General features: G+C 65.9%; 10 protein-coding genes. 7 read left to right on the top strand and 3 right to left on the bottom strand.

Annotation, left to right across the window (positions count from 1 at the left end):
* Positions 1–86: 86 nt before the first annotated feature.
* On the top strand, positions 87–2657 hold the full coding sequence (locus LKE06_RS21965; protein WP_228001227.1) for an AMP-binding protein: 2571 nt from the start codon (positions 87–89) through the stop codon (positions 2655–2657).
* On the opposite strand, the gene LKE06_RS21960 is transcribed toward LKE06_RS21965, so the two are convergent.
* Positions 2559–2864, bottom strand: a complete 306-nt coding sequence (locus LKE06_RS21960) for a hypothetical protein (protein WP_228001226.1) — start codon at positions 2862–2864, stop codon at positions 2559–2561. The genes LKE06_RS21965 and LKE06_RS21960 overlap by 99 nt on opposite strands.
* 317 nt (positions 2865–3181) lie before the next feature.
* Here LKE06_RS21960 and LKE06_RS21955 point away from each other — a divergent pair, with 317 nt between their 5' ends.
* From LKE06_RS21955 to LKE06_RS21935, 5 genes are all read left to right on the top strand, one after another.
* Entirely contained in the window at positions 3182–4321 is a 1140-nt protein-coding gene (locus LKE06_RS21955; RefSeq protein WP_228001224.1) for an NsdA family TPR-like regulatory protein, read from the top strand.
* Between the two features lie 215 nt (positions 4322–4536).
* Positions 4537–6093, top strand: coding sequence for a TIGR02677 family protein (locus LKE06_RS21950; protein ID WP_308188417.1), 1557 nt, complete (start codon positions 4537–4539; stop codon positions 6091–6093).
* The gene (locus LKE06_RS21945; RefSeq protein ID WP_228001301.1) at positions 6093–7514 is read left to right on the top strand and encodes a TIGR02678 family protein; all 1422 of its coding nucleotides are present in this window, start codon (positions 6093–6095) and stop codon (positions 7512–7514) included. Before LKE06_RS21950 ends, LKE06_RS21945 begins: the two co-directional genes overlap by 1 nt.
* Positions 7515–7517: 3 nt before the next feature.
* Positions 7518–11756, top strand: coding sequence for a TIGR02680 family protein (locus tag LKE06_RS21940; protein WP_228001222.1), 4239 nt, complete (start codon positions 7518–7520; stop codon positions 11754–11756).
* A gap of 104 nt (positions 11757–11860) precedes the next feature.
* Positions 11861–12412, top strand: coding sequence for a DUF4288 domain-containing protein (locus LKE06_RS21935; protein ID WP_228001221.1), 552 nt, complete (start codon positions 11861–11863; stop codon positions 12410–12412).
* A 110-nt stretch (positions 12413–12522) separates the two neighbouring features.
* On the opposite strand, the gene LKE06_RS21930 is transcribed toward LKE06_RS21935, so the two are convergent.
* The gene (locus LKE06_RS21930) at positions 12523–12858 is read right to left on the bottom strand and encodes a M15 family metallopeptidase (RefSeq protein ID WP_372477411.1); all 336 of its coding nucleotides are present in this window, start codon (positions 12856–12858) and stop codon (positions 12523–12525) included.
* Between the two features lie 723 nt (positions 12859–13581).
* Positions 13582–15258, bottom strand: coding sequence for a fumarate hydratase (locus LKE06_RS21925; RefSeq protein WP_228001220.1), 1677 nt, complete (start codon positions 15256–15258; stop codon positions 13582–13584).
* A 253-nt stretch (positions 15259–15511) separates the two neighbouring features.
* On the opposite strand from LKE06_RS21925, the gene LKE06_RS21920 reads away from it, so the two are divergent.
* On the top strand, positions 15512–15982 hold the full coding sequence (locus LKE06_RS21920) for a MarR family winged helix-turn-helix transcriptional regulator (protein ID WP_228001219.1): 471 nt from the start codon (positions 15512–15514) through the stop codon (positions 15980–15982).
* Positions 15983–16084: the final 102 nt, after the last annotated feature.

Below are 16084 nucleotides of genomic sequence, written 5' to 3'. Positions count from 1 at the left end.
TCGGCACCCATGGATGTGTCGTTCACCCGTTGTTCGCTGCGGGGCCACCCGCGAGTGAGGGAAGGCTTGCCACATAAACTCTGCCGGTGACCATTCTCCCGATCGTCGCGCATCTTCGTAGCTTCGACGACCGGATCGCCGTCCTCTGCTCGCGATCCACCGCGGCGGGTGCCACAGCAGCGCGATCGGTGCCGGATGATGTGCGAGAGGTCACCTATGCGCAGTTGGCGGTGCTCGTCGAGGATTACGCGATGCGGCTTGGCGCGAACCGGCGACTCGTCGCGCTCGCCGCACGCAACGATCTCGATTCGCTCGCCGCGTATCTCGGCGCGCTCAGTGCGGGATGCGTGGTGCTGCTGGCGCCGGAGATCACCGAGGAGTTGCTGGCCACCTATGACCCGGATGTCGTCATCGATGCGGGCGCGCCGCAGGCCCGCCGGATGGATTCGGCGCACCGGCTGCATCCGGATCTCGCTCTGCTGCTGAGCACTTCGGGATCGACAGGTTCGCCCAAGCTGGTGCGGTTGTCGGTGGCGAACCTGATGTCGAACGCGTCGGCGATCGCCGAGTATCTGTCGATCGGGCCGGATGACCGTGCGGCGACGACACTTCCGATGTTCTACTGCTACGGACTGTCGGTCATCCACAGCCATTTGCTGCGTGGTGCGAGCCTGCTGCTCACCGAGCGATCGGTGCTCGACGACGCATTCTGGGACGAATTTCGCGGTCTCCGAGCCACATCGTTCGCGGCGGTGCCCTACACGATCGATCTGCTCGACCGGATCGGTTTCGACCGGATGCGGCTGCCCGATTTGCGCTACGTCACACAGGCGGGTGGGCGGCTGGCGCCCGAGCGGGTCCGCGCGTACGCGCGGCTGGGAACGAGCGCGGGCTGGCAGTTCTTCGTGATGTACGGCCAGACCGAGGCGACCGCGCGAATGGCTTATCTCCCACCGGAACTCGCGGCCCGGCACCCCGATTGCATCGGTGTTCCGGTGCCTGGAGGGCATTTCACCCTGGAGCCGGTCGAAGATGACACCGAGGAACTCGTCTACCACGGGCCAAACGTCATGATGGGCTACGCGCGGACCCCTGCCGATCTCGCGCTCGGCCGAACCACCGAAGCGCTACGTACCGGTGATCTGGCCCGCCGCACGAGCGAGGGCCTATATCAGGTGGTCGGCAGACGCAGCCGGTTCGCGAAGATCTACGGGCTGCGCGTCGACCTTCAGCGTCTCGAATCCGGCCTGGCCGCAGCGGGATTCACGGCGTGCTGCACCGAGAGCGGCGACCACGTCGTCGTGGCGGTGCAGCGGCCGGGCACCGACCTCACCGCGACCGTGACGCGGCTGTCCGGGCTTCCCCCGTCGGCCGTGCGCGTCTGCCCGGTCGACGAACTCCCCCGCCTGGCCAATGGCAAGCCCGACTATCCGGCGATTCGCGGGCTGGCGGGGATGCCGTCGCTCACGCGCGACATCCGGACGCTCTACGCCGAGACGCTCGGTGTCGACCCGGCTCGCATCCGGCCCGACAGCACGTTCGTCGATCTCGGCGGCAACTCGCTCAGTTATGTGACGACCTCGGCCCGCCTCGAGCGCGCCCTCGGCAGGCTGCCCAACACCTGGCCCGATCTCACCGTCGCCGAACTCGAGCGCATCCCGCACCACAAGCGTTTCGGGCGCACGCTGGATGTTTCGACGCTGCTGCGCGCGAGCGGGATCGTGCTGGTCGCGGGTTCGCACATCGGCCTGTTCATTCTATGGGGCGCCGCCCACGTCATGCTGGCGGTAGCGGGGTTCAACTTCGCCCGCTTCGCGATGACCACGGCGCCGCGGGCCGAACGGTTGCGCCCAGCCCTGCGCACGGCGGCACAGATCGCTATTCCGACGGCCGGCTGGGTGGCGATCACGCTGTTGTTCTCCGATTACTACGGCTGGCAGAACGTGTTGCTGCTCAACAAGATTCTCGGGCCACGCGACAGCGACACCGCCGGACACCTGTGGTTCATCGAAGTGTTGGTGCTGTTCGTGATCGTGGCCGCACTATTGGTGCGTGTCCCGTTCCTCGACAGGCTGGAGCGACGCGATCCGTACTGGTTCGCCATGGGGCTGGTCGCGCTCACGCTGGTATTCCGCGTCCAATCCTTCGGGCTCTACCCGGCGCACGATGTGCCCTTCTCACCCTTGGCCTGCTGGTTTTTCGCGCTGGGCTGGGCGGGCGCGAAGTCCCGGACGATCTGGCAACGGCTTTTGGTGAGCGCGGTGCTGCTGACAGCGGTACCCGGCTACTTCGGTGTCCCCGATCGGGAACGACTCATTATGGCGGGGCTGCTGATGTTGATCTGGCTGCCCGCGATCCGCGTACCCACGCTCATCGCCAGTGGCGTCGTCCTGCTGGCCGATAGCTCACTGATGGTGTATCTGCTGCATTGGCAGGTCTATCCGCCGTTCGGACAACACCATATCGCGGCCCTGCTCGCCTCACTAGGCGCCGGTGTGGTCGCGACGTGGGCCGTGGTGGTGCTGCGGCGCCGGTCGGTGGCCGCGCTGCGGAAATGGTCAGCTATCGAGGGTCAGGACCTCCGCCTCCGCCTCATTGGCCAGTTTCGCGATCAGAATATCTCGCGGAATCGTCTGGCCGGCAAAGTGATCGAGTGACGGCACCACCACGTGATGCGCGTCCGCACGCTTGAGCTCCTGTGTCAGCTCGACCAAAGCCGTGCCGTCACCTGAGGTCGATTCATGGAACGTTGCGGCGAAGCAGAGCCCTTCCTCATCGGCGAGGGTGCGCAGGGCAACCTCGAGCTCATCGCTGTGGCCGTCGGCCAAATCATCACGCAAGTATCCATAGATCAACGCTTCCACCCGAACCTCCGTTGGATTGGGGATCGCTGTTCTGTTTTGTGGATCTCCCCATGCGGGGTACTGCGTACCCGCAAGAACAGATGTTCTTGCACTCGGAGCTCGGCAAACCTTCCGCGCTCACATCAAGCATGTAGTACGACAATCTGCGAATGTAGCTGTCAACCCAGTGACATCTGTATGCCCTATCGGGGCCACCGAGTGTTAACTGATGCGATACTACAGACGTGGCCGCTGCTGACGATCGACCCGTCTGGGCTGTCCGGATGCGCTCTGAGCGCGACGCGCGGGGGTGGTCACAAGCTGACTCCGTCCGCGCGATGCGCCTGAAGTCATCCCACAACCTGCCGACAGACAGTACCCTGCTGCGGAACTGGCGGCGGTGGGAATCTGGCGAGTCGCGGCCGGATGATTTCTATGCCCCTATCATCGCCGCCGCGTTCGACACCGTGACTGCCGCGTTCTTCCCCAACGCCCGGCCGAACAGGGACGATGAACTGCTCTCGGCAACCGGGATGGACACCCTCGAATTCATCGGCAGACTGCGCATGTCGGATGTCTCCTCCGCCACGCTCGACGCCGTCCGCATCACCGCCGAGCGACTGTGCTGCGAGTATCCCTACGCCGATCCGCAAGAGCTGCACAGCGAGGGCACCGCGTGGCTACGGCGAATCACGTCGTTGCTGGATGGCAGGCTGACGCTTTCACAACATCGCGAAATACTCACCCTCGCCGGATGGGTCGCATTGCTGGTGGGTTGCGTGGATTACGACCTCGGCAGACACACCGCAGCGGAGGCAACCCGGCGCGCCGCGCGCACCCTCGGCCAGGAGGCCGAGAACGCCGAAATCGTCGGGTGGAGTGCGGAAATGGCGGCGTGGTTCGCCCTCACCCAGGGCAACTACCGTGGCGCCATCGAGGCCGCCGGCCCTGCCATCGATAGCACTCGAAACCTCGGTGTCGGGGTGCAGTTGTGCGCGCAACGAGCGAAGGCATGGGCCCGGCTCGGCGACCGCCGCGAGGTCGAGGCGTCGCTCGACCAGGGCCGCGCGATCCTCGAGCGACTCGACCATCCCCAGAATCTCGACAACCAATTCGTCGTCGACCCACAGAAGTTCGACTTCTACGCGATGGATTGCTGCCGTGTCGCCGGCGACGACATACGGGCCGAATCCTATGCGCGCCAAGTGATCGGTCACTCCACCCGAGCTGACGGCACCATCCGCAATCCGATGCGAGTCTCCGAAGCACACCTGACGCTCGCGGTGGTCGCCGTCCGCGATCGTGATCTGGAACTCGCGGTCGACGAAGGAATACATGCCTTTTCGGGTAAGCGCCGCTCACTGCCGTCGCTGATGTGGATCGCCGGCGAAGCGGCTCGCGAGATCATCGAACGGTTTCCCGGCGACCCCCGCACCCTCGGGTATCTCGACCAACTGCGCTCGCTGTCCCCCGGGTGACCCCACGCACCCGCCCGGCAACATCGGGCGAACCATCGTGGTTCCAGTTTCGGCGGCGCACGATTCCTCGCATGTCGAGGGGATTCAAACTTCCGGGGGCACGCCGAATGGGGGTCGGTCGCATCAGCGGCGACCGGCCCGCTACTACCCTGTTCCCGGTGACCGACTCCCCCGATGGCATGCCGAGTGCCTCGCCCACCGACTGGGACGACCGGCTGCGGCTGTTCTCGTTCGCGACCGCGGAGAAGCGCGCGGATTACCTGTGGGTGTTGCGCGCGTTCGACAGCGCGCGGGCGGCATATGTGGTGTTGTTGCACGCCGATGACGTGGCCGACTGGATCGTGCGCGACGGTGGGCGCCCCGGCGCCGAGTTGGTCGAGGGCGATGGGCGCCTCGAACTGCCCCGATTGAGCGGCGCCGAGATCGGGCCGCTGCTCGACCAGCTGCACCAGTGGGGAGTGCTGGAACGCAGCTACGATGGGACTCGGGCCGCGACGCTGGCCGAGTATCGCAATCGGCATTACGTTTATCAGCTCACCCAGGCCGGTTTCCAGGCGTACCGCGCGGTCGCCGGTGTGCTGGAGTCCCGGTTGGACGAGGCGTCGCTGTCGCGGCTGGTATTGCCCGAGCTATTGGCCGATCTGCGCGCCCTCGCGGAAGCGAATCGGGCGGGCGACGCGGAGCGCGTCTACCGGACGCTGCGGCGCCTGGATGCGACGCTGACGGACATGGCGGCGCGGGCGGCACACTTCTATCTGTCGCTCGGGGATATGGTGCGCACCACCGAGATCACCCCGGAGTCGTTCCTGGCGCACAAGGACGCGCTACTTGCGCACATGCGCGACTTCAGTATGGATCTTGCCCGGTTCGCGCCCCGGCTCGCCGCCGCGATCGGCGAGATCGAACAGACGGGAACGGTGGAGCTGATCGAACGCGCGGCGACCTGTGACGAGCGGGTGTTGTTGAGTATCGCTGAGCGACAGGCGGATTGGCGGGCACGCTGGCAGGGCCTGCGGACCTGGTTCGTGGCCGCCGCGGCGGAGTCCGGTGAGTCGTCGAGTACCGAGGCGGATCGGCTCCGCGAGGCGACGATGAGCGCGATCGCCGCGGTGTTGTCGCTGTTGCGACGCGTCACCGAGACGCGAAAGGGCGGGGTGAGTCGCGAGTCCGCGCTGCGGCATCTGGCCGGATGGTTCACCGCCGCGCCGAGCACCGACAGTGCACACGCGCTCTTCGACACGGTGTTCGGGCTGGGTCGGCCGCGTCATCTGTCGCTGGAGCATCCGGACGCGGAGCTGATTCCGACGACGCGATCGTGGTGGGAGGCGACGCCACTGGAGATTTCGCGGACATTGGCGGAGACCGGGCGCACGCCGCAAGCCGGAGCGCCCGCCCGGATTCAGCGCAACGACGCGGGGATTCGGCGACTGCGTGCGGCCCAGTTGGATGCGCAACGAGCCAGGGTCGACGCCGCGACGTCGCTCGCCGCCTCGGACGTACACGATCGGGTGCTCGATGAGCGCGAAACCGAGGTGCTATTGCGGTTGCTCGATGCGGCGTCCACCGCGTGGGTGCCGGTGAGCGGGCGAGTCGACGGCACGACCGGGTCGGATAACGGTGTCACGCTGACAGTGTCCGAGCATTTGGGATCGACCGTCGTGCACACCGCGCGCGGGTTGCTGCATCTGAACAATCGCAGGCTGGAGGTCAGGCAGTCGGCTCGCGGCCGCTCCGGTGCACGCGCATCCGAATCCCCCAGGGGGCAAGCATGATCCACGCACGACGGATCGACTCACTCGCGCTGGACAACTACCAGCGCGCGGCGCGGGTGATACTGGCGAATCACCTGGTGACCCGTGACTATCCGGATCGAATCGCACTTCCGCTGATTCGCCGCTGGGCTACCGAATTGCGCGAAGACCTCGCGGAGCTGTTCGGCTATCGGCTGGAAGTGACCGAAACAACGGCACGGGTATTTCCGGTGATCGATCGTCTCGACCCTGGAAAACCCGCCCGCACTGTCTCCGATCGCGTGTTCGACCGCCGCCGCTACGCCTATCTAGCCCTGGCGCTGGCCGCGCTCGGGCGCGCCGGAGATCAGATCACCCTGTCCGAGCTGGCCGATCAGGTTGCCGCCTACACCGGCCGGATCGACGGTCTCGAGCTTGCCCCGGATCGGGCCGCGGACCGCGACGGGTTCGTCGACGCGGTCGGCTGGCTGGCCGCGCGCGGCGCGCTCACCCTCGCCGACGGCGATGCGGGCGGCTGGGCAGCGGACCCGGACGCGGGCGAGGCGCTCTACGACATCGACCGTCCAGTCGTTTTCGCGCTGTTCCGCCCGCCACGAGCCCTGCAACACCTGCACAGTGTGGCGGGGCTGCTCACCGAGAACGCGATGGCCCATCCCGCGGGTCCCGCGCGCACTTCCGACAACGCCCGCCGAGTGCGCAGGACACTCGTCGAGCGTCCGGTCGTCTATGCCGAGGACCTCGATGCCGCCGAACGGCCGCTACTCGGCCAGGACCGGATCGTCGCGGATGTGGAACTGTTCACCGGATTGCGGGCCGAACGGCGCGCGGAAGGCGTCGCCCTGATCGATACCTCCGGACGTCTCTCGGATGTCAGATTTCCCGGCACCGGCACCCTCGCTCAGGTGGCGTTGCTGCTGGTCGGTGAGATCGCCGACCGCGTGCTCGATATCGATCACCCGCTGCCACAGCGCACCGGCGGCGCCGATCCGGCCGCCGCGTTGGCCCGCCAACTCGACGACGCCATCCCGGAGTCCACGGTTTTCACCCCGCTCGCGGATCTTCCATCCACGGATCTGCCTGCGACGGATGATGATTCGACCCCGGATACGTCCGAGAGCGAGACCGGCGAAGCACCGGAGGTCACCTACCCGTTTATCGATTCGTCGTGGGTTCGCGAAACCGTCCAGGCGCTCACCGACCGCTACGGCCTCACCTTCGCGGCGCAATGGCAGGCCGACGTTCCCGGTCTCACCGCGGAGGTCGTCGCCCTGCTGGAACGCCTGCGCCTGACACATGTGGTCGACGACGGGCTCATCATCCTGCCCGCCCTGGCTCGTTACCGCGGCGCGGTGGTCACGGTGCGCGCCAAACGAACCGCCGAACTCTTCGTCACCACCTCAGACACCCTCGGGGCCGACAGTGTTGGCAGGGAAGGTATCTAGACCATGTCGCTCATTCACGGCGGAGTGCGGTTCATCCCGACCCGCGCCGGAATCATCAACCTGTGGGACTACCGCGATCAGGAATTCTGTTTCGCCGACGGCAGGCTGGTGCTGCGCGGACCCAACGGTTCCGGCAAGACGAAGGCACTCGAGGTGCTGTTCCCGTTCGTGCTCGACGGTCGTATCGAGCCACGCAGGCTCAATCCCTTCGCCGGTGAAGAACGTACGATGAAGTCGAATCTGTTGTACCGCAAGCAGGAATCGGCCTACTCCTATGTGTGGATGGAGTTCGCACGCGGCGGCTGGGACGACCCCGAGGTCGTGACAGTCGGCATCGGCATGCGCGCCACGCGTTCGTCGGACAAAGTGACGCGCTGGTACTTCGTCGCAGATGGCCGTGCGGGCGTGGACTTTTCGCTGATCGGCCCGGACGATCGGCCATTGACCCGCAAACAGTTGGCCGAGCAGATCGGCACCGACGCCATCGTGGATCGACCGGTCGAGTATCGCACCGCCATCGACGCGCGGATGTTCGGCCTCGGCACCCAGCGCTATGACCAGCTGATCAACCTGATCCTCACCCTGCGCCGGCCACAGCTGGCCAAAAACCTTGACCCGCGCGGACTTTCGCAGGCATTGACCGATGGCCTCCGACCGCTCGACGAGCAGTCGATCCTCGATGCCGCACGGTCCTTCAGCGATATGGAGGAAGTAGGCCGAACCCTCGAGGGATTGGTCCACGCCGACGCCGCGACTAGAGCTTTTGTCGGTGTGTACCGGAAATACCTCGCGGTGCAGGCAAAGACCGATGTCGACCAGGTGCGCGCGCGGCTGGACGCGGTGACACACGCGAGCAATGCGGTGTTCGCCGCCACCGCATTGCGCGAGCGTCGCGATAACGAGCGCACCGCCGCCGAGGGGCGCGCAGAGGATGCCGACCACTCCTACGAACAGGCCCTATCCGACCGGGAAACGCTACAACGCTCCAGCGCCTACGAGGGCAAACAGCAGCTGGACGATCTCGCTGACGCGGTCCGCCGGTTGGAGACCTCAGCAGGAGTGCATCATGACAAGGCGCTCGAGGCACGTCAGACCCTCGACCAGCGCGGCCAGGAAGCCGAACGCGCCAAGGCATCGGTGCTCACCGCGGCCGCCGCGCTGACGCGCGGGGAGGACGAGTTGCGCGCCGCGGCCGAGGAGGCCGGCATCAACTGGACAGCACTGCCCGAACAGGCACGCGCCGACCAGTTGACGGCGGCGGTTCGCGGCCAGGCCGAGGAACGTGATGCCGATGTGCGCGCGGTCCGCAAGGCACTCGGCGTACTGGATTCCGCGGCGGCCGAACGGACCAGGGCCGAACGCCTCGCCGAACGGGCCAGGGAGTTGAGCGAATCCACTTCGGCCGAGGTCGCGCATGCCGAGGCGGCCGTGGTACTGGCGCGCACCGAAACCTCTGGTGCGCTGCGGGCTTGGTGGGATGCGCACCGAGAGGTGTACTCCCCCATAGCTCATGGTCTCTTCGACGCCGTGGACGGCGCGCTCGCGCGGGCCGGAACCGACGACGCGGCCGGCGTGATCGAGGTCCTGGCCGAACACACCGAACCGCTGCTGGAGGACATTCGCAACCGCCGTCAGGAAGCCCGCGCCACGGCGGCCGCGGCAAGCATGCGAATCACGGAGCTCACCGCCGAACGCGATCGGGTCGCGGCCCAACGCGATGAAGCGCCACCGGCTTTCGCCGCCCACACCAGTAGCCGCGACGACCGGGCGGGTGCGCCGCTGTGGCGGCTGGTCCGCTTCGCCGACGGCGTCACGCCGGAAGTGGCCGCCAGGATCGAGGCCGCATTGCATGCCGCGGATCTTCTCGACGCCTGGATCTGCCCCGAAGAAACCCTGCCGTCCTACGATTCTGACCAGTTCCTGGTTCCATTGCCGGCACAAGCCCGCCCGTCCGGTCGCACGCTCGCCGATGTCCTTGTCGTAGAAGATGATTCCGACGACCTCACCGTTCCCACGCGGGTAGTCGCGGCGGTACTCGCCTCGATCGCGCTGCACGACAATGACAATGACCTGGGCACGACAGTGGCGGTCAGCGAAACCGGCGGCTTCCGGCTGGGTGTGCGGGTCGGCCGTCATCATAAGTCGGATGCCGAATTCATCGGTGCCACCGCCCGCGCCAAACGCCGCGAGATCCGGCTGGCCGAACTGACAGTCACCCTCGAAGCCGCCGAGGAGACACTGCGACAGGCCCGCGCCGACGCGGCGGCGGCAACCGCCGAGCTCACCCGAATTTCCCTGGCCGCCAAGGCACTACCGCGGCCGACGGCGGTATCGGCCGCGCTGCGCGCGGTGTCGGAGGCCGCAGGCATGATGCGGTCACGCTCGGAGGCCGTCGACCAGGCCGAACGCGATCTCGATCAGGCCGTGGCCGAAGCGAGCGCGGTCGAGAAGAAACTACGCGCCGTAGCGGTGGCGCACCGGACGCCGCGCGAGGCTCGCGATGTCGACGCGCTCGCCGCCGCCATCCGGCATTTCGAGAACACCGGAATCGGTCTACTTCGGCTGCGCACCGACCATGAGCGGGAACGCGAACGCGAACGCGAGAGCGCCGACCGATACGACGAGGCACGCGACCTCGCCGAGGCATTCGCCGAGGAGGCCGAAGCCGCACAGGCGGGCTACCAGGAACAGCTGCGCAAACTGGAAACGCTGCGCGATGCGCTCGGCGCGGGCGCGGTCGACATCGATCACGAACTCGAACAGGCGCGAGAGAAGATCGAGGCCGCCAGGGCCGAGCAGAAGACCGCGCGCAAGGCTGCCAATGAGGCGATCGAGGCGGTTGGCGATGTCGAGGCCGCCTACCGTACCGCCCACGAGGCGCTGGGCACGGCACTTAACGAGGTGCTCTCGGACGTCAAAAGCCTTGCCCCCTACGCGCAACCGGATCTGCTGACGCTGCTCGGCGCACCCGCCGACGCCCGCTGGCCGAGTAGCGACGCGGCGTGGTCGACGCCGGAACAGTTGCTCTATCGCATCGCTTCGAACGGTCCAGAAGCCGAACCGCAGGTACTCCCCGACGAGGTCGCGCAGCTATTCGAAAGCCTCGCCGCCGCGACAGCTTCCGTGCGGGCCAGTGAGGCGACCCGCAAGTCCACCCGCAGTGCCGTGACCTCGGCCCTGCAGGAATTCGACGCCGCCCTGGCTGCCTGCGGCCGGGACTATCGGCTGCAATGGGACGCCGCCGACGGCCTCACCGTCGTGCAGGTTCAGGACGATCACGGCATGTCGGCATTGGCCGACTTCGCCACACGTATCGATCAGGCCCGCCACGATCAGGAACTGCTGCTCACCGATGCCGAGCGCCGGATTCTCGAGGACGCGTTACTAACCGGATTGGCGCAGCAGATCCACGAACGCACCAGCGATGCCCGCGATCTCATCGCCCGCATGGGGGCGGAAATGAAGCAGCGGCGCATGTCCTCGGGCAATACCATCGGCGTGCACTGGGTACTCGCCGACGCACTCTCGGAAGCGGCGCGAGCGATGTGCAAGCTGCTCGATCGGGACGCGTCCGCGCTGGTCGCCGAGGACCTGGCGGCGATCCGTGCCCACTTCGCCGCCGAAATCCGTACCGCCCGCGCGACGCACCCGGAACGGTCCTACCCTGAAATCCTCGCCGCGACACTGGACTACCGGACGTGGCGAGTGTTCTCGTTCACCCTGATTTCGGCCGACGGCAGCGAGGACAAACTCACCGTCGCCCGCCACAGCGCCCTCTCCGGCGGTGAACAGTCGGTGTCGCTGCATCTGCCGCTATTCGCGGCCGCACACGTCATGCTGGATTCCGCCGACCCACAAGCCCCGCGCCTGCTCGCCCTGGATGAGGCGTTCGCCGGCGTCGACGACAACGGCCGCAGCGAATTGCTCGGCCTCAGCGTTCAATTCGATCTCGACCTGTTCATGACCGGCTACGACCTGTGGATCACCTACCCGCACGTCCCTGGCTGCGCCCACTACGATCTGGCCCACTCCACCGCCGAAAACACAGTCAGCGCCACACTCTTGGTCTGGGACAGCGGCGATCTGCTCGCCGAACACGACGGCACCGACCTCACCACAGCCCTCGGCTCCCCCAATCGCCGCCGCATCCCCAACACCATCGAGGGCGGGCTGACATTACCGAACATGCCGGGCAGTCAGACGGAAATGCCCAGCGTGCCCGAAAGCGCCCCGGTGAGCTGATCGGCGACCCCGGCGGCGGACGAACCAGGCACATTCTGAAACTGACCGGTACGGTATTTGAAGGGCTACCGTGGAGGGTCTGCGACACAATTCACCGCAGTCCCGTGACGGAGGGATCGGATATGCGGATGACCTACGACCCGGCCGTCGACGCCGCCTGCGTCTACTTCACCGATTCTGCCTGTGCGGGCCAGTCGGCGAAACAGATTGTGACGGCCATCGACCATGGCACTGTCGTACTGGATATGACCGCATCGGGCACGCTCATCGGCGTCGAGGTGCTCGGCGCGCAGAACGTCCTACCCACGGAGGCATTGGAACGGACTCGGCAGCAGCCCTATGTAGTGCTCGCGGTCTATGAATCGACCTCGAGCGCGCCCGACTATAAGCAGCTGTTCGAAGAGGTGTTCATCATCATCTTCGCCGAATCGGCCGAGGCCGCCCAGGTGACGGCGCAGGCCGAGGCGAACGCTCAAGAGGCGCGATACTGCAACGACCACGGTGACACCATCACCTGGACTTTGAAACACATTGTCGATGTGGCTCCGGCCATCGACGGACGTGTCGATGCTGGTGGCACGCTCTACACCCGGCACTTCCGTAATTTCGACGCCTACGGCCATATGGAGCCGCTATTCGAGGGCGACCCGCTGTAGCTATCGAACACTCGCGTCCGGGCGCGTCGGCGGACATGCCAGCCCCGGCAGGGCCCCGCTCGAAGTCCCACCATTCGGACATGGTTATCGCGTCCTACAAACCCCGTCGGTTACCGATGTGCAGCATCCGGGACCTGCGGAGGGCACGGTGTACCGGGCAGAGTTTGTAACTCAAAATGCCAATATTCGTTGTTGAAGGTCTGGCATAGGCCCCATCGGTTTCCATTAGCGGTCAACCAGGCGGCTCCCTCGAGGGGACCTACGTCGACCGCTCGACCGGAAACGTGGGTTGATTCCTCGGGTGGAAGGACCCACTTGCGTGTTTCGTCCGGACTTCCGTATGTCCGGAGTCCGTCCTCCCAGAGGGCCTGTTGCTCCTCCCGAGACCGATGCCCGGACGTGATTGACATGGGCACACCCTGTGCGTGCGCCTCCCTCTCTGCCATCGTGTAGGCCAGCTCCAGCAGCGGGTCCAGCCCCTCGGTTCCGATCACCGAGCTCGCCGAGACACTCTGATCAACGGGCGCGGCAGCCGCCGAGGGCATGGACAGTCCGGTGGCCACGAACGCGGGCAGAACCGCGACGGATAGGCCGAACAGAATCCGATTCCTCCGCGCACCACGTGTCAGTGACATGTCGGCGATCTTAACGCGCCGCTTCGAGCCGGCCACACTACGCCGACGCCCGGCCTGACCGTTCGTTCGACGCCGTCCCACCACGCCGGCACATCCGGCGCCCGGCAGCGCTAGCCATCGAACACAAACGGGGCAACACACTGGCGAATGACCGGACAGTGCGATGTCCACGGTTTGTACTCGCCGGAGGACGATTGCCGACGTATGGGTTGCCGTTGAGCACAGCCGAACCGGTGTCTTGCCAACGTGTTGTCCACAGGAAAGACTGCTGTCCACAATATATTTCAGTGTTGTGGATCATTTCGGGCGGTGCTCGGCTACCACGGAGGTCGAAAACTACCGAGCCCGTATAAGTTTCAGCACAGTGTCCGGGCCCGAATTGTCCGGGAACTCGACCCACACCCCACACCTCTGCGGCGACATACTCGAATAAGAGTGCTCGCTCAACCGAAATGCCACCCGGTAATCGGGGGGACACTTCGTTGTCCACATGGCTGCCCCATCGGCAGTCGAACGCCGAAGCTCGGGAACGATTCAGACGCGTTCCTTGGAACGCGTCCGCACCCGCAACGCGATAGGCTTCTGCGTTTCGGCAAAGAAGTCGTTACCTTTGTCATCGACAACGATGAATGCCGGAAAGTCTTCGACCTCGATCTTCCAGACGGCTTCCATGCCCAATTCCTGATACTCGAGCACCTCGACGGACTTGATGCAATCCAACGCCAGCCGAGCGGCCGGACCACCGATCGAACCGAGATAGAAACCGCCGTGCTCCTTGCACGCCTTGGTCACCTGCGCGGACCGATTGCCCTTGGCGAGCATGACCAACGAGCCACCGCCGGCCTGGAACTGGTCGACATAGGAGTCCATCCGGCCTGCCGTGGTCGGCCCGAAGGAGCCGGACGCATAGCCATCCGGCGTCTTGGCCGGACCGGCGTAGTAGACGGCCATATCGCGCAGGTATTGCGGCATCGGCTCACCCGCATCGAGCCGTTCCTTGATCTTCGCGTGCGCGATATCGCGCGCGACCACCAGCGGACCCGACAGCGAAAGCCGCGTCTTCACCGGGTATTTCGAAAGCTCCTCACGAATCTCCGACATCGGCCGGTTCAGGTCGACCTTGACGACGTCGCCGCCGAGGATGGAATCGGTCTGCTCGGGCAGATAGTGCGCGGGCTCACGCTCGAGCTGCTCCAGGAAGACACCCTCGGGAGTGATTTTGGCCAGCGCCTGCCGGTCCGCCGAGCAGGACACCGCGATCGCCACCGGGCAGCTTGCTCCGTGACGGGGCAGGCGCACCACGCGCACATCGTGGCAGAAGTACTTACCGCCGAATTGCGCACCGATACCGAAGGACTGGGTGAGCTTGAAGACCTCTTCCTCCAGTTCCAGATCGCGGAAGGCATGCGCCGCAAGGGAACCCTCGGTTGGCAACGTGTCCAGGTAGTGCGCGGAGGCGTATTTCGCGGTCTTCAATGCGAATTCGGCGCTGGTGCCACCGATCACGACGGCCAGGTGGTAGGGCGGGCAGGCCGCAGTGCCGAGCGAGCGAATCTTCTCGTCCAGGAATTCCAGCATGCGCTCGGGGTTGAGCACCGCCTTGGTTTCCTGGTACAGGAACGACTTGTTCGCCGAGCCGCCGCCCTTGGCCATGAAAAGGAATTTGTAGGACGGCTGCGCGGGATCGCCAGGTGTCGAATACAACTCGATCTGGGCGGGCAGGTTGGTACCGGTGTTCTTCTCGTCCCACATGGTGATGGGGGCGAGCTGCGAATAGCGCAGGTTCAGCTCGGTGTAGGCGTCGAATACACCGCGGCTGATCCATTCCGCGTCGTCCGCACCGGTCAGCACGCCTTCCGACTTCTTGCCCATCACGATCGCGGTGCCGGTGTCCTGGCACATCGGCAGGATGCCGCCCGCGGATATGTTGACATTCTTGAGCAGATCCAGCGCGACAAAGCGGTCGTTGCCGCTGGATTCCGGGTCGTCGATGATCTTGCGTAGCTGTGAAAGGTGCGCGGGCCGAAGATAGTGACTGATGTCGTGCATCGCCTCGGCGGTGAGCCGTCGCAACGCCTCCGGCTCGACCTGTAGGAAGGTCCGGCCGTTGTTCTCGAAGGTGCTGACGCCGTCGGTGGTGATCAACCGATAGGGGGTGTCGTCGGCGCCGATGGGCAGCAGATCTGAATAGCGGAACTCCGGCGCGGTCACGGGTCGCACTCCTTCGGGCGGGCCGGGCCTGAGCAGCCAGGCTGGTCGTTAGCACAGCGAGCCTATCCACCACACCGTTTGTGCCGATGCTTAGGCAAGCCTAAGCACCTTGGGGGAAGGCGCCGTCCAACGAACATCGCCACAAAGGTTGCACGTTCAACCCAGCGGTGCTAACTCTCTGAACTGACACGTTGTCAGCGGGCCGTGTGGTGCGCGACAGCTTTCATGACACGTCAAAGTTTGGAGCGCTATCGTGACCGACCCTCAGTGGCTCGATGACGTCGAAATGCGCGCATGGCTAGGCTTCGTGCGCACTCGCGACCTCATCGCCGCGGCGGTCGGGCGCGACTCGTCGCGCGAGTCGAACCTCACCTACGTCGAGCACTCGGTGCTGGCCTACATCGCCGACGCGCCGGATCGGCGCCTGACCTTCGCCGAGCTGGCCGCGAAGCTGGAATGGTCGCAAAGCAGGCTCTCCCACCAGATCACGCGCATGGAGAAACGCGGCCTCGTCGCCAGAGAGCCGATCCCCGACGACGCCCGCCGCACCGCCGCACGGCTGACACCGCGCGGCGCCGATGTCCTCGCCACGGCCGCGCCCGCGCACGTCCAGAGCGTGCGCAGGCATCTGGTCGACCTGCTGGATCGTCAGCAACTCGCCGCGCTCGCCGATATCTACGACACGCTGCTCACCCACCATCGCAACGCCCCCGCGCCCGAATAGTCGCCACGTCGACGCCGGAGCTGTACCGCCGCAAAAGCCTTGCGCCACACCACCCGAGCGACCTGGGACGCGCCCCGGTGCCGCCGATGTTCCGGCCGAGCC

The organism is Nocardia australiensis (assembly GCF_020733705.1).
In the GTDB taxonomy this organism is placed as follows: Bacteria; Actinomycetota; Actinomycetes; order Mycobacteriales; family Mycobacteriaceae; genus Nocardia; species Nocardia australiensis.
Note: the sequence above shows the minus strand (reverse complement) of the source record. Positions and strands in the feature narration are given on the sequence as shown.

Excerpts from the sequence above, each read along its gene's own strand:
- LKE06_RS21955 (WP_228001224.1), top strand. The coding sequence starts at position 3,182 with ATGCGCCTGAAGTCATCCCACAACCTGCCGACAGACAGTACCCTGCTG.
- LKE06_RS21940 (WP_228001222.1), top strand. The coding sequence starts at position 7,518 with ATGTCGCTCATTCACGGCGGAGTGCGGTTCATCCCGACCCGCGCCGGA.
- LKE06_RS21930 (WP_372477411.1), bottom strand. The coding sequence starts at position 12,858 with ATGGCAGAGAGGGAGGCGCACGCACAGGGTGTGCCCATGTCAATCACG.